Origin of the sequence: Streptomyces huasconensis, from assembly GCF_021028635.1 — a bacterium.
In the GTDB taxonomy this organism is placed as follows: Bacteria; Actinomycetota; Actinomycetes; order Streptomycetales; family Streptomycetaceae; genus Streptomyces; species Streptomyces huasconensis.
Genome location: NZ_CP086119.1, coordinates 4,444,368 through 4,464,093, shown reverse-complemented (window position 1 = coordinate 4,464,093; position 19,726 = coordinate 4,444,368). Strand labels below are relative to the sequence as shown.

At 70.7% G+C, this 19,726-nt stretch carries 11 protein-coding genes and 1 tRNA gene; all 12 read right to left on the bottom strand.

Annotation, left to right across the window (positions count from 1 at the left end):
• Window positions 1-5 precede the first annotated feature (5 nt).
• A complete protein-coding gene (locus tag J2N69_RS20365) occupies window positions 6-1,235 on the bottom strand; it encodes an MFS transporter (RefSeq protein WP_230902063.1) in 1,230 nt (409 codons plus the stop codon).
• A complete protein-coding gene (locus tag J2N69_RS20360; RefSeq protein WP_230902062.1) occupies window positions 1,235-2,482 on the bottom strand; it encodes an ATP-grasp domain-containing protein in 1,248 nt (415 codons plus the stop codon). Before J2N69_RS20360 ends, J2N69_RS20365 begins: the two co-directional genes overlap by 1 nt.
• A 55-nt stretch (window positions 2,483-2,537) precedes the next feature.
• Window positions 2,538-3,539 carry a proline dehydrogenase family protein gene (locus J2N69_RS20355; protein WP_230902061.1) on the bottom strand — a complete coding sequence of 334 codons (1,002 nt, stop codon included), beginning with the start codon at window positions 3,537-3,539 and terminating at the stop codon, window positions 2,538-2,540.
• 118 nt (window positions 3,540-3,657) lie between these two features.
• Window positions 3,658-4,857 carry a fatty acid desaturase family protein gene (locus J2N69_RS20350; RefSeq protein WP_230902060.1) on the bottom strand — a complete coding sequence of 400 codons (1,200 nt, stop codon included), beginning with the start codon at window positions 4,855-4,857 and terminating at the stop codon, window positions 3,658-3,660.
• An 891-nt stretch (window positions 4,858-5,748) separates the two neighbouring features.
• The gene (locus J2N69_RS20345) at window positions 5,749-6,552 is read right to left on the bottom strand and encodes an NAD-dependent epimerase/dehydratase family protein (RefSeq protein WP_230902059.1); all 804 of its coding nucleotides are present in this window, start codon (window positions 6,550-6,552) and stop codon (window positions 5,749-5,751) included.
• A gap of 1,011 nt (window positions 6,553-7,563) precedes the next feature.
• Window positions 7,564-7,637, bottom strand: a tRNA-Thr gene (locus J2N69_RS20340).
• Window positions 7,638-7,743: 106 nt separating this feature from the next.
• The gene (locus tag J2N69_RS20335) at window positions 7,744-9,315 is read right to left on the bottom strand and encodes an alpha/beta hydrolase (RefSeq protein WP_230902058.1); all 1,572 of its coding nucleotides are present in this window, start codon (window positions 9,313-9,315) and stop codon (window positions 7,744-7,746) included.
• Window positions 9,316-9,416: 101 nt separating this feature from the next.
• On the bottom strand, window positions 9,417-10,622 hold the full coding sequence (locus J2N69_RS20330; RefSeq protein ID WP_230902057.1) for a DNA polymerase III subunit delta': 1,206 nt from the start codon (window positions 10,620-10,622) through the stop codon (window positions 9,417-9,419).
• 159 nt (window positions 10,623-10,781) lie between these two features.
• Complete coding sequence (gene tmk / locus J2N69_RS20325) at window positions 10,782-14,114, bottom strand: dTMP kinase (RefSeq protein ID WP_230902056.1); 3,333 nt, start codon at window positions 14,112-14,114, stop codon at window positions 10,782-10,784.
• Window positions 14,115-14,235: 121 nt separating this feature from the next.
• Window positions 14,236-17,142, bottom strand: a complete 2,907-nt coding sequence (topA, locus tag J2N69_RS20320) for a type I DNA topoisomerase (protein ID WP_230902055.1) — start codon at window positions 17,140-17,142, stop codon at window positions 14,236-14,238.
• A gap of 562 nt (window positions 17,143-17,704) precedes the next feature.
• Window positions 17,705-17,902, bottom strand: a complete 198-nt coding sequence (locus J2N69_RS20315; RefSeq protein WP_230902054.1) for a hypothetical protein — start codon at window positions 17,900-17,902, stop codon at window positions 17,705-17,707.
• Between the two features lie 237 nt (window positions 17,903-18,139).
• Window positions 18,140-19,663: a DUF7059 domain-containing protein gene (locus J2N69_RS20310; protein ID WP_230902053.1), complete on the bottom strand. Its 1,524-nt coding sequence runs from the start codon at window positions 19,661-19,663 to the stop codon at window positions 18,140-18,142.
• Window positions 19,664-19,726 lie beyond the last annotated feature (63 nt).

Genomic DNA, 19,726 nt, shown 5'->3' with positions numbered 1-19,726 from the left:
CTTGGTCAGGAGATGTCTGCGGTCTTCGCCTCGGGTTCGGTGAGCCAGAGGTACGAACTGCGGCGTACGGCGACGATCAGTACGAGTGCGACTCCGAGGGCGGCACCGACCAGGTACCACGGGCTCGCGGCCGGGCCTCCGCCGTCGGTGAGCATCAGGCTCAGCTGGGGCATGGCGATCAGGCCCACATTGACGCCCGCCGAGTACAGGCCCATGTTGCGGCCGGTGACGGAGGGGTCGGACACCTCGCTGACGTAGTGGAGCAGCGCCGGGAAGACGATCATCTCGGCGGCGGTCCAGAGCAGCGTCGCCCCGATGAGCGCGGGACCCGACGTCGACAGGCCCATCAGCGCGAAGCCCGAGGCCGCGAGCGCGTAACCGGCCAGCAGCGAGACGAAGTGGCTCATGTGCCGCATCGCCGTGTTCAGCGGCACCTCGAACAACACGATGGCCACCGCGTTGACGAAGAAGATGGTGCCCGCCCAGTAGCTGGGCAGGCCCCGCTCGTGGATCACGTACGCGCTGAGGAAGGTCGGCGGCAGCGCGTACGCCAGGTGGATGGGCAGCGCCAGCAGGAAGATCGACCAGAACCGCGTCTCGCCCTTCACCGTGGGTGCCACGAGACGTCCGCGCACCGTCTTCCCCTCGTCGGCGGCCTCCCCTCCGGAGGTCGTCCTGAGGGTGAGGTAGACCGCGGTCGCCAGGACGACGCAGGCGTTGATGAAGAACAGCCCCATCGGGCGCCAGGCGAACACGAGTCCGCCCAGCGCCGGCCCGATCCCCATGCCCACGTTGATGGCGAGGCGGTTGCAGGAGAAGGCGACCTTGCGGTCCTCCTCCCGGGAGTGGCGCACCGTCTCCGCGTACGCCGCCGGCGTGAACGCCTCGTAGAAGAATCCCCAGACGAGGCTGCCGACGATCAGCATCACGGCGCTGTGGGTGAACGGCAGGAGCGCCACCAGCACCGCGTTGCCGACCAGCCCGACGATCATCACCGTGCGCGCCGACACGAAGCGCAGGACGGGCCCGGCCGCCAGGTCGGCGGCCAGGGCGCCGAGGCCGTACGCCCCGACGATGGAACCCACCTGTCCTGCGGAGTAGTCGTCCCGTGCCACCAGGTACGCGGCCAGGAACGGGAACGCCATCGTCCCGGACCTGAAGAGCAGCGTGGTGATGAACAGCGTGCGCAATTCGGGAGCCAGCCCGCGAACGGCGCGCAGAGTGGTGCGCAGCATCAGAGCAGGTACACCTTGTCCTTCAGTTCCTGGATCTTCCGGTAGTCCGTGAGGACGGCCTCATCGGTGACCCCGGTCATGAAGATCCGCAGGGGGCTGGTGAGGAGGTCCACCGTGCGGCGCACCCGGCCGCCCGGCTTCACCTTCACGCTCGGCAGGAACACGGTGGGCAGGGCCGCGATCTCGCGCACGACGTCCTCATCGATCGCGCGGACCTCGCCCTCCTGCACGCTGGGGGCGTTGTAGACGACCGCGGGCTGGCGTCGCGTGTAGACGCCGTCGCCGTAGCGGCGGAGGAACTCCTCGGGCCGCAGGTAGGACAGCGCGATCAGGTCGGCCTGGTTGTGGCCGAGGCAGATCTGGTGGAAGTCGGGGTGCATGTTGCCGTTGAGGCGGGCGCCGATCTCCACCAGGGCGGGGCCGTCGGAGGTCATCTTGACCTCGGTGTGGGTGGGCCCGAACCGGATGTTCATGGCCTTGAGGACTTCGTCGACGTACGCGATGAGCTCAGGCACCGGCGAAGCGTCGGCCGGCATCAGGACGTCCTTGTCGTAGACGTTCTTGCCGTTGGTGAGGGTCTTCTCGTACTTCCACACGCCGCAGACGAAGCGGTGGCCGTCGTGGCTGACGGTGTCGACGATGTACTCCTCGCCGTCCAGGTAGGACTGGATGAGCACTTCCCGGTTGGGCAGGTCGAAGATGTCGCGCGAGGCGAGGACCTCCTCGGCGGCCGAGCGCACCTCCTGGGCCGAGCCACAGATGAAGACGCCGTCGGTGGAGGCGGAGCTGAGCGGCTTGATCACTACGGGGTATTCGCCGCGCTCCTCGGCCCAGTCGACCAGGGCCTGCGGGTCGGAGCTCTTCAACTGGTCGGCGCAGCGCAGGCCGGCCTCGCGCAGCACCTCGATCATCTGGTACTTGTCGCGGCGGGCAGCGGAGAGCCGGGAGCCGTTGCCGACCGTGCCGACGAGCTCGCTGAGCCGGTCGGACAGGGGCACCCCGGGCTCCTGTCCGGCGAGCACGGCGCTGACGTTGTACGGGCCGAGCTCCTTGACGATCTGCTCCTCGTCGTGAAAGACGAGATCACCGACGTAGGAGTCCATGTCGGGCAGCAGCATGGACGTCATCCACTCCGGGGTGCTGCGGACGTGGACCACCTGGGCCCCGAGCCTGGTGAAGGCGGCGGGCAGGAAGTTGCCGGTCGAGTAACCGTCGACGATGGCCGCTACGGGCGGAGTGGACGACAAGGAGCTACCTTCTTTCGCGATGTTGCGACGTGCGCGGGTCGGGATGCGGCGCGGGTCAGTACTCGGTTCCGAAGCGGACCCGCTCCGGCTCGTACAGATCGGCCAGGGCGGTCATGACGGCGGGCGGGTATTCGGCGAGGCGGTGCAAGAAGTGCAGCCACCAGTTCTGCCCGTAGACCGTGGCGACCCGACAGGGTATGCCACGCTCACGGTACGACTTCAGCAGCGGCGGCCGACACCCGTGCAGCATCTCGATTTCCGTGACGCGCTCCAACAGGCCACGCTCATCGAGGAGTTCGAGGAGCGTGGCGTCGTGGGTGGCGACGGCGACGGGGTTGCCGTGCGTCAGGACGCGCTCCAGGAGCTGAGCGTAGCGATCGTTCAGTTCGGGGCCGCGGGGCAGGGCGACGTCCGGCGACTCGTTGTAGACGCCCTTCACCAGGCGAAGCTTGCGCCCCAGGGGCAGAACGGTGGCGAGGTCGGCCTCGGTGCGGTGCAGATGGGCCTGCATGGTCAGGGCGACGTTCTCGTGGTCCTCGGCCAGCCCCTTGAACACGGTGAGGATGTCGTCCACGAGGGAGGACCGCTCCATGCTGATGAGGATGCCGATGCCCTGCGGGGCGGCTTGTCGCAGCAGGGCGGCGGTGTTGTCGGCGGCGGTCTGGGGGGAGATGAGGGAGCCGACGTTGGAGAGGTCGAAGCCCAGCTGGGTGGGGTGCTTCAGGCCGGCGCCGAGGTGGTCGTCGATCAGCGCGGCGTACTCGTCCATCACCTCGCGGACCTCGCCCGCGTCGCGCGCTTCCTCGCCCACGAACTCCACGCCGGTCGTGTAGCCCTTGGCCTCCAGGACCGGGAGGCGGGTGAACAGCTCCGCCCGGTCCGCCGCGACGATGTAGCGGCGGGCGGCGGGGGCGAGCAGGGAGGCGAGGAGCGGGTCGTCGACGAAGGCGGAACGGCAGCGGGTGTCGGCGGCGAGCTGCTTGAGACCTCTGGTGGCGAGGTGAAGCAGGGCCGGGTCCAGAGCGGCCGCGGCCTGGGCGTCCACGACGTGGTTCATTGCGGGTCCTCTCACGTGAAGCGGTGGGCGGGGCGGGCTTCGGCGGGGGCCTGGCCCGGGGGGCTCGGGCGGCTTCGGCCCCTCGGGCCCGTCAAGCCCCTCAAGCCCCTCGGTCGGTTCAGGCAGTGGTGACGCTCCGGGCGAGAGCTGCCGCCTCGGCGAAGGTTCCGTTGCCGTCGACCGCGGCCGGGTCCCCGCCGTCTCGGCGCCAGGCGCGGTACTTCGAGGCGTAGCTGATCAGGGTCTCCTGGTTCTCACGGCCCTTGGTACGGGTCAGGATGCCCGCCCACAGACCGTCCCAGCGGGCGTAGGCGTGGTCCTCGAGGAGGACGTGGTGGGCCCGCTTCATGTTCCAGAAGGGCACGCCCGTGTTGAGGTGGTGCACCAGGTGGTAGTTGTCGTGGTGCCGGCCCAGCAGGAAGCGCTCGATGGCCCAGCCGTGGCGGTTGCGGGTCATGAGGATCTGCTTGTTCTCGCTCTCCGGCAGCGGGTAGTGCTCGGCGAGTTCCGAGAGCCAGCCGATGGCGATCGCCGTGGTGAAGAGCGGGACGAACCAGAACAGCGCCAGTTCGAGCAGCCAGCCCTGCCAGGCGCAGACGCCGATGATGCCGGCCCACTGCAGGAGCAGGACGACGCGCTCGGTGGACAGGCGGACCGGCATGGAGACCGCGACGTTCTTCGGGTTGAAGAGAATACGGTCCCGGACGACGTAGGAGACGTATTCGAGGGTCCTCATGCCGCACACCGCGAGGGCGATGTTCTTGAGGAAGAACTTCTTGTCGGATACCTGGTGGTCATAGATTCCGACGCCGACGTGGAACTCGTAGTCGGGGTCCTTGTCGGGATCACCCAGGTAACGGTGGTGGAACCCGATGTGGGAGTTCCGGTAGGGGTTGTACAGGTGAAGCACCGTGTAACCGGAGAAGAACGTCCCCAATATGACGTTGAGACGTCCGTTCTTGGCGAGGACCTTGTGTGAGGACTCGTGCAGGAGGTTGACGAACGCCCGCTGCGTCGATCCGATCAAGATGAGGGAGATCGGATAGAACCAGTACGAGATCCCTACGCACAGGTAGACCGATGCGGCCACCAGCGCGTAGTCGAATACCAATGCCAGTGGGGCATGGTAGTTGTCCAGCACACAGAGCTCTTTGAGGCGCTTGCGGACTCCGCGGTCGAGCTTGCTGAAGTCGAGGTCCAGGTCGCCGGCTTGCGCTTCCTTGCCGATCGTCGCCTCAACGGCCGCTTCCCCGCTGATCTCTTCCTTGCCGAGCTCTCCCTTCTCACTCCGCTGATTTATTACTCGCTGAGCAGACAAGGTGAATCCCTCTCCCAGAAGAATGGAATATCCGCCTCGGCGCAGCATGAAGCGCCACAGCACGTTCGAGACATGAGGAGACCGGCCTGAGAGGGCCCGTCAGTTCATGTAGAAATCGCCATGAGAGTCGATAAGAGGGGATCGGCTGCGACGAATGGCGCAGCCCGCAGAAATATGCGGATTCATGTTGGAATTCGCTCCCCCGTTGGAGTCGTTTTCGACCCAACGAGTCAAACATGATCGCGTGTTCGGGTTCAAGGGGGTTCCGGGCGACGGACGGCATCTCGCCGATGGGCCCTGGCTGAAATGGCGCGCAGCCCAGGGGGACATAGTGCTCATGAAAGGAGTAAGCCGCACGTTCCGCTTAGCGATGATGGCGTGAAGCGCACGGTCGGTCGCGAAGACCGGCCGACCGACGTGCAGTCGTGGACGCGGGGCGCGACGACAGGCGCGCTCTGAGCCGGTCCGGTGCCGACTGATCGGCGGGCGGGGCGAGTTGACAGCGTCCCAACCTTGATCTTTTGAGCATGTGGCGCGCTTGAGCAGCAACGCCGGGGGGCGGGACCAGTGTTGCGAAGGACGCGTTAGTGGTGGCGCCGACCGGGTACTCGCTGGTCGATCTCACCAGACGGGTTTGCGATGACGAGTTGCGAGGTTGCGGTGCCAGGCCACGGCGCTAGTGGCGACCGTCGGCTTGGGGCGAGCAATTGACGGGCGTGCGGCTCAACATGCTTGAACCTGCTGCGACCTGCTGCGGCAGTGCGACACCATGCCCCTCTGAAGGTGTTGGGCAGGAGCCCCCGCACTCAACCTGCGTCTTGTGGACGCGGACGTATGCGGCGGACCCCTTGCGCAACCACCTATCCGGTAGCGGTTCGCCGGACGTTCACGTCAGGGCCACAGGTGTTTGAGGGTCGCCGCGGGGAGGGTGTACGGTCCGCCCTGCGGCGCCGCGGAGTCGGCCGGCACATCCGAGCCGGGGATCGTCCCGGCGTGGAGTTCGGCGTCGTCGACAGGATTGTAGGCCCAGTCCGCCTGCTCCGGAACATCCCAAAATCGGCGAGTGTTGGCTGAAACTGCGTACGTGACGGCGAAGCGGGTGGAGGGCGGAGCCGTCAGTGCCGCGCGGACGTAGCCGACGGCGTCGCGCGGACTGAGCCAGGTCGCCAGGTGGCGCTGCTCGGTGGGCGCGCTTTCGAAGCTGCCGATGCGCAGACAGATCACCGAGAGGCCGAACTTGTCGGCGTAGAGGCGCCCGAGGGCCTCCACGGCCGCCTTGCTCACCCCGTAGAGGCCGTCAGGTCGTACGGGCTCGTGGACCGCGGTGAGGTGGCCCGTGGGGTAGAAGCCGGTCACGCGGTTGCTGCTGGCCAGCACCACTCGCTCGATCCCCCTGCGCCGAGCCGCCTCCAGGACGTGGTGCGTACCGAGCACGTTGGCTTCGAGCAGGTCGGGCAGAGGCGCCTCGTCGGGTACTCCCCCGAGGTGGAGCACCCGATCGACTCCTGCCATGGCCGCCTCCACGGCGGCGGCGTCGCGCAGGTCCACGGTGCGAGTGTCCTCGTTCTCGGCCTCTTGGTCTACCGGCACGCAGTCGATGAGGACCAGGCGCTCCGCGTCGTCTCGAAGCGCTGCCCGCACAGCCGAGCCGATCGTGCCCGCCGCCCCGGTGATGGCTACGGTCCCAAAGTTCACAATGCCTCCCAGGATTCGACAATTCACTCATCGTGGCGTTCATTGATCAACTCATCAAGTTGGCGGGCCGCGGGCGACCCACGCCAACTCTTCGGCGCTGACCGGGGAAATGCGCAGGTGGCCGCAATTGAAGGCCAGCCGAACACCGCAAGAACGTGCGAACTGCCCACACCGGTGCAGTCCCACCGGAGCGGACCGTGACCCCAACTCGCCACCGATGAACCGGCTTCCCCGTGGCGACCTCGTTCACCGCCAGTCCGAGGGCAGGCCAACTCGTGCCGCAGCCCATCGACTTCACCTGCCCGGCCACCGAAGGGCGCGTGCCCGTCGGCTCTGCCGGCGTATGTCTGCGACCACTCGCCGCAGACGGTCTCGGCGGCTGGGTCCAGCGCGGCGCACGGCGCGAGCTACGCACACGGGCGGTCACTGACGGCACGCAGGAGCGCGGTGTTCGTCGTGTCGACATTGACGACGCGGCGCTCGCCGTGACGCTGGACGTGAGCCCTCTGCCGCTCCTGTTGCCTCATGACGCCCGAGGAGCCGCCGAGATCACCGGCACTGGGGAAGTCGACGGTCGAGACGCATCGTCATGGGGCCGCAGCATGTCGCCGCTGCGGTATCCGACGATTCAGGGCCAGAAGCGTGTGTCCGTGGGCCCCTGCCACAACCACGAGCTACCGCGCCTCGCCCCGCGAGGACCCCCGAGAAGCGGTCCGTGCCCCCCCTCGTTCGCCGAGGAACTGGGCGGCCTGAGCAAGGACCGGAAGGCGGACGCCCTACTCTTGACCGCGCCCGAGTGCGGCCCGCTCCGCTACTTCCGCTCCCGGACGTTCGACCCGGCAGTGAAGGCGGCGCCGACGTAAAGGTCGTACAGACGATGCTCGGGCACAAGGACGCGTCCATGACACTGAACATCTACGGCCAATTGCTCCGACAAAACGCGTACTGCCCGCCCGGGGACTTCCCCGAACGGGCAGTGCGCGAACGGCCTGACCTGCCGTTTCATCGCTGAGCCGCCTTCGGGATTCGAACCCGAGACCTACGCATTACGAGTGCGTTGCTCTGGCCATCTGAGCTAAGGCGGCGCGCCGTCCACACCATCGTGCGATCAGCAACGCGGCCAAGTCTACACAGTTTCCGGGGGTGCTCCGCACACCCCTCCCGGAGCGGGCCCCCGCCCCCGCGGAACCGCTACGAGCAGCGCTTTCCGTCCGCCGGTGCCGTGCCCTCCAGGAGGTAGCCGTTGATCGCCGAGTCGACGCACGCGCTGCCCCTGCCGTACGCCGTGTGGCCGTCGCCTTCGTAGGTGAGGAGGTGGCCGGAGGAAAGCTGGGAGGCCAGGGCCTGCGCCCAGTGGTAGGGCGTCGCGGGGTCGCGGGTCGTGCCGACGACCACGATGGGGTCCGCCCCCCGCGCCTCGATGCGGTGCGGCTCACCCGTGGCCTTCACCGGCCAGTAGGCGCAGTTCAGCGAGGACCACGCGAGGCCCTCGCCGAAGACCGGGGAGGCCTTCTCGAAGTCGGGCACCGCCTCCTTCACCTCCTCCGGCGTGCTGAAGGCGGGCGGCAGGTCCAGGCAGTTCACGGCGGCGTTGGCGAACATCAGGTTCGCGTACGTGCCGTCGCTGTCCCGCTCGTAGTAGCTGTCGGAGAGGCCCAGCAGCGCCGAGCCGTCCCTGTTCCGCATCGCCGAGGTGAGCGCGTCCCGGAGCTGCGGCCAGGCGCTCTCGTCGTACATCGCGGCGAGCACGCCCGTCGTGGCGAGCGCCTCGCCGAGCTTGCGGCCCGAGGCGTCCCCGGTCGGCAGCGGCGCGCGGTCCAGTTCGTCGAAGAAGCGCTTCAGCCGCTTGCCCGCCTCGTGGGGGCTCCGGGAGCCGAGCGGGCACTCGCGGCCGAGCGCCACGCAGTCCTTCGCGAACGCCTGGAACGCCGTCTCGAAGCCGGCGGTCTGGTCCCGGTTCATGCGCCGCGCGGGCAGGGAGGGGTCCATCGCGCCGTCCAGCACGAGACGGCCCACGCGCTTCGGGAAGAGCCCGGCGTACGTCGCCCCCAGGAACGTCCCGTACGAAGCGCCGACGTACGACAGCTTCTCGTCGCCCAGTGCCGCCCGCAGGATGTCCATGTCCCGCGCCGCCTCGACCGTGGAGACATGCGGCAGGATCGCCCCCGACCGCTTCTCGCAGCCGGCCGCGAAGCCCTCGAAGGAGGCCCGCAGTCCGTCGGTCTCGCGCTGGTCGTCAGGGGTGACGTCGGTCTGCGTGTACGCGTCCATCTCCTTGCCCTCGAGGCAGGTGACGGGCTCGCTGCGGGCCACTCCGCGCGGGTCGACGGCGACCATGTCGTAGCGGGCGCGGACCTCTTCGGGGTAACCGAGCGCCGCGTACGACTGGAGGTAGCCGATCGCCGAGCCGCCGGGGCCGCCCGGGTTGACCAGGAGCGAACCGAGCCGCGCCTTCGGCTTGGTGGCGTGCTTGCGGGCCACCGCCAGTTTGATGTCGCCCGCCGCGGGTTTGTCGTAGTCGCGCGGGGCCTTCATGGAGGCGCACTGGAAGCCGGCGACACCGCAGTCGCGCCAGCTCAGCTTCTGGTCGTAGTACGGGCCCAGCTCCGCGGGGGTCGAGCGGGGCAGGGCGGCCATGGAGACGTCCGTCGTCGAGGCTCCCAAGGAGCAGCCCGAGACGAGCAGGCCGGTGGCCACGAGCAGCGTGCCGCACGTGCGGAGGGAGAGGCGGCGGTGGCGACGGCTGTCACGACTGATGTCCATCACGCGAGAGTAACTGTGGGCACAGGATGCGTAACAGCGTGTGCACCACGGGTACTCGTACGGGTGATGGTGCGTGTGCGGCTACGCGCAGCCGGACGCCGTCACCCCGCCCGCAGCGCCACCGTCATCGCCTCCACCGCGAGCAGCGGTGCCACGTTGCGGTCGAGGGCCGTGCGGCAGGCGCCGATCGCCTCGATGCGGCGCAGCGTGGACTCCGGCGAGGTGCCGAGGGCCATGCGCTCCAGCATGTCCTGCACCTCGGTGTTGGCGATGGCCACGCGGGAGCCGAGCTGGAGGGCGAGGACGTCGCGGTAGACCCCGGTCAGGTCGATGAGCGCCAGGTCCAGGCTGTCGCGCTGCGTACGAGTTCTGCGGCGCTTCTGGCGGTCCTCCAGCTCCTTCATCGCACCGGCTGTGCCGCGCGGCATCCGGCCGCCCTGCGCCGCACCGAGCGCCGCCTTCAGGTCCTCGGTCTCCTTGGTGTCGACGTCCTCGGCGACCTGCTTCGCGTCGTCGGACGCCGTGTCGATCAGCTCCTGCGCGGCCTTGAGGCAGCCGCCGATCTCCTGCACGCGCAGGGGCAGCTTCAGGACGGCCGCCCTGCGCTCACGCGCGCGTGGGTCGGTGGCGAGCCGCCGGGCGCGGCCGATGTGCCCCTGCGTGGCGCGCGCCACCGCGGCGGCGACTTCCGGCTCGATGCCGTCCCTGCGTACGAGCACGTCGGCCACGGCGTCCACCGGAGGCGTACGCAGAGTCAGGTGCCGGCAGCGGGAGCGGATGGTCGGCAGCACGTCCTCAAGGGAGGGCGCGCAGAGCAGCCACACGGTGCGGGGGGCGGGCTCCTCGACGGCCTTAAGCAGGACGTTCCCCGCGCCTTCCGTGAGGCGGTCGGCGTCCTCCAGGACGATGACCTGCCAGCGGCCGACCGCGGGCGAGAGCTGGGCGCGCCGGACCAGGTCACGGGTCTCCTTGACGCCGATGGAGAGCAGGTCCGTGCGCACCACTTCGACGTCGGCGTGCGTACCGATGAGGCTGGTGTGGCAGCCGTCGCAGAAGCCGCAGCCGGGGGCGCCGCCGAGCGCGCGGTCCGGGCTCGTGCACTGGAGTGCGGCGGCGAAGGCGCGCGCGGCCGTGGACCGTCCGGAGCCGGGCGGGCCCGTGAAGAGCCAGGCGTGCGTCATCTTCGACGAGTCGGGCACGGGCGTGTCGGCGGCGACCGCCGTCACCAGCGCGTCGGCGTCCCGAGCGGCGGCGCTCAGCTGCTCGCTCACCCGCTCCTGGCCCACCAAGTCGTCCCACACGCTCATGGGGTCACCGCCTTACGCTGCCGCACCGCTCCGCACGGCACTGCTCTGCATTGCGCGGCGCTGTTCTGCACCGCTCTCGCCGGACTGCCCATTGTGGGACACGGCACTGACAATCCGGCACGACGATCCGGCGCCGACGACCGGCTCCGGCGTTCACGGTCAACGCCTGCGGCCTCCCCGACGCCCGCGTCGGCCATCGCCCTCACCCTGGCCGGCTTCGGCCTCTGCGGCTGCGTCTACGTCGTCCTCGTCGTGCGAGCCCAGCAGTTCGTCCGCCAGAGTCGGCATGTCGTCCTGCGGCGTCTCCTCGGCCCACTCGGGCCGGGGCCGCACCGGTACGCCCTGCTCGTTGATCTGGGGCAGCTCCCGGGTGCGCTCATTGGCGCCCTCGGGGGTCGCCGGGCGCTCGTCCCGGAAGTAGCCCGGCGGCACCTTGTCGTCGAGGTCGGCGCGGCCCTCGCGGACGGACGGCAGCACGGCGGTGTCGTCCGTGGCTCCCGGAACGGTCGGCTGCGGCAGCACCGCGGTGTCCTCCGGCCCGGGGCCGTCGGGCCGCACCTGCGGCAGCACAGCGGTCTCGTCGGCCGCTCCGGAGGGCGGCGGCGCCACGACCGGCGTGGGCACGGTGGTCTCGTTGTCCGGCACGGGCGGCACGGACCCAGTGGCCCCCGTGGACCCCGCAGCCTCGGCGGACCCCGCGGCTTCGGCGGACTCGGCCCCTGCGGACCTCCCCGAAGCCTTCGACAGCCCGACGCCCTGGGAAGCCCCAGAGCCCGCAGCCGCCCCAGCCGACCCGGCAGGCCCAGCCCCTCCAGCTGCCCCGGAAGCCCCAGCCCGCTTACCCGACGCCACAGGCGCCGCAGGCACAACAGGCGCCGCGGAGACAACAGGCGCAACCGGCGCCGCAGCCGCCTCCGCAGCCGCCGCGGCCATCCTCCGCGCCTCCTCCGCCCGGAGCAACGCCTCCTCGGCCTTCCGCTGCTTCTCCAGGCGGCGCTGCTCCGCCTCGGCCCGCCGCCGCGCCTCTTCCTCGGCCTCCCGGCGGCGCCGCTCCTCCTCGGCCGCCCTGAGCTTCTCCTCGGCGAGCAGCCTGGCCTTCTCCTCCTCGGCCTTGCGGCGCGCCTCCTCGGCACGCTTCCTGGCCTCCTCGGCCTGCCGCTCGGCCTCGCGGCGCTGGGCCTCCTCCAGCTCGCGCCGCTTGCGCTCCTCCTCCTCGGCCCGGAGCTTGGCGAGCTGCGCCTGGCGCTCGCGCTCCAGGCGCTCCTCCTCGGCCTTGCGCGCGGCCTCTTCCTCGGCCTTGCGCCGCGCCGCCTCCTCGGCGGCCTTGCGGGCCTCTTCCCGGGCCTTCACCTCGGCCTCGGAGAGCGGCAGCACCAGGTCGAGCCGGTGCCGGATCACGGTCGTGACCGCTTCCGGCTCCTGCGAGGCGTCGACGACGAGGTAGCGGCCCGGGTCGGCGGCGGCGAGCGTGAGGAAACCGGACCGCACGCGCGCGTGGAACTCCGCGGGCTCCGACTCCAGCCGGTCGGGCGCCTCGGTGAACCGCTCGCGGGCCGCCTCGGGCGACACGTCGAGCAGGCACGTCAGGTTCGGCACCAGGCCACCGGTCGCCCAGCGGTTGATGCGGGCGACCTCGGTGGGCGACAGGTCGCGGCCGGCGCCCTGGTAGGCGACGGACGAGTCGATGTACCGGTCGGAGATGACGACGGCACCGCGCTCCAGGGCGGGCCGTACGACCGTGTCGACGTGCTCGGCGCGGTCGGCGGCGTACAGCAGCGCCTCCGCGCGGTGCGAGAGGCCGGCCGACGAGACGTCGAGGAGGATCGACCGCAGCCGCTTGCCGACGGGCGTCGCGCCCGGCTCGCGCGTGACGACGACCTCGTGGCCCTTGGCGCGAATCCACTCGGCGAGCGCCTCGGCCTGGGTGGACTTCCCGGCGCCGTCACCGCCCTCCAGGGCGATGAAGAATCCGGTGGTGGAGGCCGCCTGCACCGGGTCGTCGCCGCGCAGCGCGTCCCGCAGGTCGTGCCGCAGGGGTACGCCCTGCCGGTCGTCGGCCTTGGCGAGGACCAGCGCGGCCACCGGCAGCAGCAGCGCGCCGACCAGCATGAGCGTGAAGGCGGCGCCTCCGTGGTCGAAGACGAACTTGCCGTTGACCATGCGGTGCGGCCCGATCAGGGCGGCGACCACGGGGGCCACCAGCACGCTGAGCGCGACGACGAGGCGTACGACGGCCTGGAGGTGCGCCGTGGTGCGGGCCCTGCGGTAGTCCTCGACCTCCTGGTCGAGCAGCGCGTGCCCGATGTTCGCGGCGACGCCCGCGGCGACACCGGCGAGGGCCAGGAGCAGCAGGACGGTCGTCACGTCGGGCACGAGGCCCGCGGCGAGCAGCGCGACGCCGGTGAGGGCGATGGCGAGCGCGAGGAGCCGACGGCGGGAGAGCGAGGTCAGCAGGGACGGCGCGGTACGGATGCCGACGACGGTGCCGCCGGTCAGGGCGAGGACGATCAGGCCGTACGTGACGGGCCCGCCGCCGAGGTCCTTGGCGTGCAGCACGGCGACGGCGACGGCCGCGGCGATGGCGGCGGCGACGGCGGCGCACGCCGTGACGAACAGCGGGATGGCGCCGGTACGGCCCTTGTCGGTGCCGGTGCCGGTGCGGGGCCGGCGCAGGCCTTCGAGGGGGCTACGCGCGCGTGGCGTCGGCGTACCGGGGAGCCGCAGGAAGTACACGATGGAGATCGACCCGGCGAAGAGCCCGGCGGCGAGGAACGAGGCGAGTCCCGCCTGGTGTTCCGCGAACCAGTCGAGTCCGGCGCCCAGAAGGTTGCCGACGAGCGTGATCGCGACGAGCACGGCGGCGGCGAGGGGCAGCGCCACGAATCCCGTACGCAGGGACAGGCGCCGCAGCGCGTCCAGGTGGTCCGGCAGCGGCCGCACCGTCGCGCCCTCCGGGGGCGGGGCGGGCAGCAGGGCGGGCGCGGCGCTCTCCCGTGAGACCGTCCAGAACCGCTCGGCGACGCCGGCCACGAAGGAGGTCACCAGGAGCACCGCGAGGGCGTTGTCCGGGGTCCAGTCGATCCACAGCGGAGCGACGACCAGCAGGGCGGCGCGCACGCCGTCGGCGCCGATCATGGTCCAGCGCCGGTCGAGCGGGCCCCCCGGTGACGTGAGGGAGGTCAGCGGTCCCAGCAGTACCGCTCCGAAGAGCAGCGTCGCGAGGACGCGCGCTCCGAAGACGGCGGTGATGGCGAAGGCCACGCCTCGGTAGCCGCCTCCGAAGGCGCCTTCCACGATGGCGGACTGGAGGACGAGAATCACCAGGACGAGCAGGGCGAGCGCGTCGCCCACACTGCCGACGAGCTGTGCGCTCCACAGCCGCTTCAACTGCGGTACGCGCAGCAAGGCGCGGACGGCACGCTCTCGGGAATCTGCGACCAGGGCTTCGTCGGGGGCCGGGTTTCCGGCCGTTGGCTGCTCGGCACGCGTCATCCGTCCAGCCTATCCGGACGGGCCACCTCCCACTCCTCCCACCCGAACAAACGACCGCACCGGGCGCCGGTCGATCCAGGCACCCGGTGCGCGCTCCGTCAGAGGCCCGCCACGCGAGACATCAGTCCTCCGCAGCAGCGGCCTTACTGGAAGCGGCCGCCTTCTTGGCAGTCGTCTTCTTGGCAGCCGTCTTCGTGGCGGTGGTCTTGGCAGCCGTCTTCTTGGCGGTGGCCTTGGCGGCCGTCTTCGTAGCAGCCGTCTTCTTAGCGGCGGTCTTCTTGGCAGGCGCCTTCTTTGCGGGTGCCTTCTTGGCGGGTGCCTTCTTGGCGGGTGCCTTCTTCGCCGCCTTCTTGGCGGTCTTCTTCGCCGGCCCCTTGGCCCGCTTCTCCGCGAGCAGTTCGTAGCCCCGCTCCGGAGTGATGTCCTCGACCGAGTCCGCCGCCCGCAGCGTCGCGTTCGTCTCGCCGTCCGTGACGTACGCCCCGAAGCGGCCGTCCTTGACGACGACCGGCTTCCCGCTGACCGGGTCCTCGCCGAGCTCCTTCAGCGGCGGCTTGGCGGCCGCGCGGCCCCGCTGCTTCGGCTTGGAGTAGATCTCCAGGGCCTCTTCCAGCGTGATCGTGAAGAGCTGCTCCTCGCTCTCGATGGAGCGCGAGTCGGTGCCCTTCTTCAGATACGGGCCGTACCGGCCGTTCTGCGCGGTGATCTCGACGCCCTCGGCGTCGGTGCCGACGACGCGCGGCAGCGACATCAGCTTGAGCGCGTCCTCAAGGGTGACCGTGTCGAGCGACATGGACTTGAAGAGCGAGGCCGTGCGCGGCTTGACCGCGTTCTTGCCGGTCTTCGGGGTGCCCTCGGGGAGGATCTCGGTGACGTACGGGCCGTAGCGGCCGTCCTTGGCGACGATCTGGTTGCCCGAGATCGGGTCGGTGCCCAGCTCGAAGTCGCCGCTCGGCTTGGCGAGCAGCTCCTCCGCGTACGCGACGGTCAGCTCGTCCGGCGCCAGGTCCTCGGGCACGTCGGCCCGCTGGTGCTCCTCGGAGTCGCGCTCGCCGCGCTCGATGTAGGGGCCGTAGCGGCCGACGCGCAGCATGATGCCGTCGCCCACGGGGAAGGACGACACCTCGCGGGCGTCGATGGCGCCGAGGTCGGTGACGAGTTCCTTGAGGCCGCCGAGGTGGTCGCCGTCGCCGTTGCCCGCGTCGGCGGCGCCTCCGGAGGGCTCGCCCTCACCGAAGTAGAAGCGCCGCAGCCACGGCACGGCCTGTGCCTCGCCGCGCGCGATGCGGTCGAGGTCGTCCTCCATCTTGGCGGTGAAGTCGTAGTCGACGAGCCGCCCGAAGTGCTTCTCGAGCAGGTTGACGACGGCGAACGACAAGAAGGAGGGCACGAGTGCCGTCCCCTTCTTGAAGACGTATCCGCGGTCGAGGATGGTGCCGAGAATCGACGCGTACGTGGAGGGGCGGCCGATCTCCCGCTCTTCCAGCTCCTTGACCAGCGAGGCCTCGGTGTAGCGGGCGGGCGGCTTGGTGGCGTGGCCGTCCACCGACATCTCGTCGGCGGAGAGCGCGTCGCCCTCACTGACCTGCGGGAGCCTGCGCTCGCGGTCGTCCAGCTCGGCGTTCGGGTCGTCGGCGCCCTCTACGTAGGCCTTCAGGAAGCCGTGGAAGGTGATGGTCTTGCCGGACGCGCTGAACTCGGCGTCCCGGCCGTCGCTCGCCCGGCCGCCGATCTTGACGGTGACGGAGTTCCCGGTCGCGTCCTTCATCTGGGAGGCGACGGTCCGCTTCCAGATCAGTTCGTAGAGCCGGAACTGGTCACCGGTCAGACCGGTCTCGGCGGGCGTACGGAAACGGTCGCCCGAGGGACGGATCGCCTCGTGCGCCTCCTGGGCGTTCTTGACCTTGCCCGCGTACGTGCGCGGCTTGTCCGGGAGGTAGTCGCTGCCGTAGAGCTGCGTGACCTGCGCGCGAGCGGCGGCCACGGCCGTGTCGGACAGGGTCGTGGAGTCCGTACGCATGTAGGTGATGAAGCCGTTCTCGTACAGCTTCTGGGCCACCTGCATGGTCGCCTTCGCGCCGAAGCCGAGCTTGCGGCTCGCCTCCTGCTGCATCGTCGTCGTACGGAAGGGGGCGTACGGCGAGCGGCGGTAGGGCTTGGACTCGACGGAGCGTACGGAGAAGCTCGTGTCCTGGAGCGCCGCGGCCAGCGCGCGGGCGTTCGCCTCGTCCAGATGCAGGGTGCCCGCGCTGCCCGCCTTGAGCTGCCCGACGGAGTTGAAGTCGCGGCCCTGCGCGACGCGCTTGCCATCGACCGTGGTGAGGCGGGCGACCAGCTGCGAGGGGTCGGAGGCGTCACCGGCGCGGCCGGTGCCGAAGGTGCCGGTCAGGTCCCAGTACTCGGCGGAGCGGAAGGCGATGCGCTCGCGCTCCCGTTCGACGACGAGGCGGGTGGCCACGGACTGCACGCGGCCCGCCGACAGGCGCGGCATGACCTTCTTCCACAGGACCGGCGAGACCTCGTAGCCGTAGAGGCGGTCGAGGATACGGCGGGTCTCCTGCGCGTCGACCATGCGCTGGTTCAGCTCGCGCGGGTTGGCGACGGCGCTGCGGATCGCGTCCTTGGTGATCTCGTGGAAGACCATCCGGTGGACGGGGACCTTGGGCTTCAGGACCTCCAGGAGGTGCCACGCGATGGCTTCGCCCTCGCGGTCCTCATCGGTGGCGAGGAAGAGTTCGTCGGAGTCCTTCAGGAGGTCCTTGAGCTTCTTGACCTGCGCCTTCTTGTCGGCGTTGACGACATAGACGGGCTGGAAGTCATGCTCGACGTCCACGCCGAGGCGGCGCACCTCACCGGTGTACTTCTCGGGCACCTCCGCGGCGCCGTTGGGGAGGTCGCGGATGTGCCCGACGCTGGCCTCGACTACGTAACCGGGGCCGAGGTAGCTCTTGATCGTCTTCGCCTTGGCAGGCGACTCGACGATGACGAGTCGGCGGCCGCCCTGTGCGGTCTCGCTGGTCGGGGACAACTTCGCTCTTCTCTCCGGTCGACGCTCGGTGGCAGTGCGCGATGGCATTGCTCGTGGCAGTGCTCTGGGCCGTGCGGTGGCAGTGCTCGCATGGCTTGCGTTGCGCTGTCGCTGCGGAGTGTGACGGTACATCCCGCCCCCGTGTCAAACGGGAAAAGCCCGCAACGGCCACTCGAACGGTAACCCGACTACCGCCATTCCTGCCGCCCGGAGTGGCGACCTGCCGTTTCGGCGCACGGCATGGGACACGGCCTCGCCGGACCGGGGTGATCACGGCGGCGGGCCCCGGGGCAGCGCCGGAGCGAGCACCGCGACCACTGCGGACCGACCCCTCGGCACGACGTCCCGCAGGCCTCGGCGCCCCTTCTCGTACTACTTCGGTACGACGTCCGGCACTACCTGGGTATGGCCTCTCGCGCCAACGCGCATACGGCCCGATGGCTCACCGCGGTACGGCCTCCCCTTTACCGGAGCGCGACGCTCCAGTACTCGGCGAAGCCCTACAGGAGCCCCCCGGGAGCCCCGCTGGAAGGAGGCGGTGCGCCGTCGCGGCGCGCTCGCTTCACAGCCGCGTGAAACACCACACACCGAGCAGCAGCGCCCCGGAACCGGCGAGCGCGGCGAGCGTCGCCGATGCGACGGGACTCACACCCTGGGCGACCGGCTCGCGGTGGGCGACCCGCGTCCCGGTCCACAGCAGCAGTGCGGCGCCGAACAGCGCGAACACCGTCCCCGCGAATATCGCTGGTGCGCTCTCCATGGCCCTTGCCTCCCCGTACGGCGCTCCGCCCGGCGCTCCCCGCGCGGCCTTGGCCTGGAGGCTGACACGCGAGGGAAGCGAGAGCGCGAAATCGGGGTGAACGGCGGGCGGCCCACTCGCCCACCGGTCCCTGCCCGGCCCTTGCCCGGCCTCTCTCCGGCCCCGGCCCGAAGTGCCGGGCCCGTACGGGATGTTGGCCGGTTTTCTCGCTCCCCGCGCGGGGCGGCGGGCCGGGCCCTACGCCTGGACGGGCACCAGGAAGCCCTGCTCCACCAGCAGCCTGATCTGCGCGGGTGTCCGGTCCCGCAGCAACACCGGGTCCTCCCCCACCAGTTGTGCGATGGCGTCCAGAATGCGCCCGGCGCTCAGCGACCCGTCGCACACGCCCGCGAACCCGGCGCCGACCGTGTCCACCTTGGTGGCCCGCCGCATCCCCCGGTGCTGGCGCAGCACCACGTGCTCGGGGTCCTCGGCGCCCGGCAGCCCGACCTGCTCCTGCACGACCTCGTCGGCGAGCTTGAAGTGCGCGGCGAGCAGCGCCGCGTCATCGTGCGTACGCAGGTACTCCTGGCGGTCGAAGAACTCCCGCACCGTCTCGCCGAGGGGCTGCTCGACGGGGTGCGGCCACTCCTCGACGGTCACGCTCGGCTCGGCGGCCCGGGTCTTGCGCAGCGCGATCCAGCCGAACCCGACGGCCCGCGTCCCGCGCGCCTCGAACTCGTCCAGCCACGCCTCGTACCGCGCCGCGTACCGCTCGGGGTCCTCGCGGTGGTCCCCCGCGTCGCGCAGCCACAGTTCCGCGTACTGCGTGATGTCCTGCACCTCGCGCTGCACGATCCAGGCGTCGCAGCCGCGCGGCACCCAGGAGCGCAGCCGGTCCTGCCACTCCTCGCCGTCCACGTGCTGCCAGTTGGCCAGAAAGTGCGCGTACCCCCCTTCGTTCAGCCGTGCCCCCGCCTCTTGAACGAGCGTCCGGCACAGATCGTCCCCGCCCATCCCGCCGTCCCGGTAGGTGAGCCGCGCCCCCGGGGAGATCACGAAGGGCGGGTTCGACACGATCAGGTCGTACGTCTCCTCGCCCACCGGCTCGAAGAGCGAGCCCTCGCGCAGGTCCGCCTCCGGTGCCCCGGACAGGGCCAGCGTGAGCCGGGTGAACTCCAGGGCGCGCGGGTTGAGATCGGTGGCGGTCACGCGCGTGGCGTGCTGCGCCGCGTGCAGGGCCTGGATGCCCGAGCCGGTGCCGAGGTCGAGCGCGCTGTCGACGGGCGTGCGCACGGTGATCCCGGCGAGCGTCGTGGAGGCGCCGCCGACTCCGAGGACGACGCCCTCGTCGTGGCTGCCGATGCCGCCGGCACCGCCGACCGCGCAGCCCAGGTCGGAGACGATGAACCAGTCCTCGCCGCCCGGCCCGCCGTACGGCCGCACGTCCACGGTGGCCCGCAGCTCCCCGTCCCCCTCGACCAGCCAACCGCTCTTCAAGAGGGCGTCGAGAGGCAGAACGTCCGCCACGCGCGCGTGCGGCACGGTTTCCTGGAGCAGGAACAGCCGTACGAGAGCCGCGAGGGCGCCGTCCCCCCGGGTGGCCCGTAGCGCGGGCACCGTCTCGCTGCGGGCGAGCGCGGCGTACGCGGAGGCGCCGAGCAGTTCGAGGAGCCCGTCGGCGGTGAAGTCGGCGTCGAGCAGGGCCCGGCGCAGGGCGGCCGCCACGTCGGCGCGGTCGGATGAGGGCAGGGGAAGGCTGGCGTTACTCACGCCCCCCATTGTGGCCCGCGACGCATGCCGACGCCCCCGGCGCCGCCATGGGCGCCGGGGGCGACTGGGTCC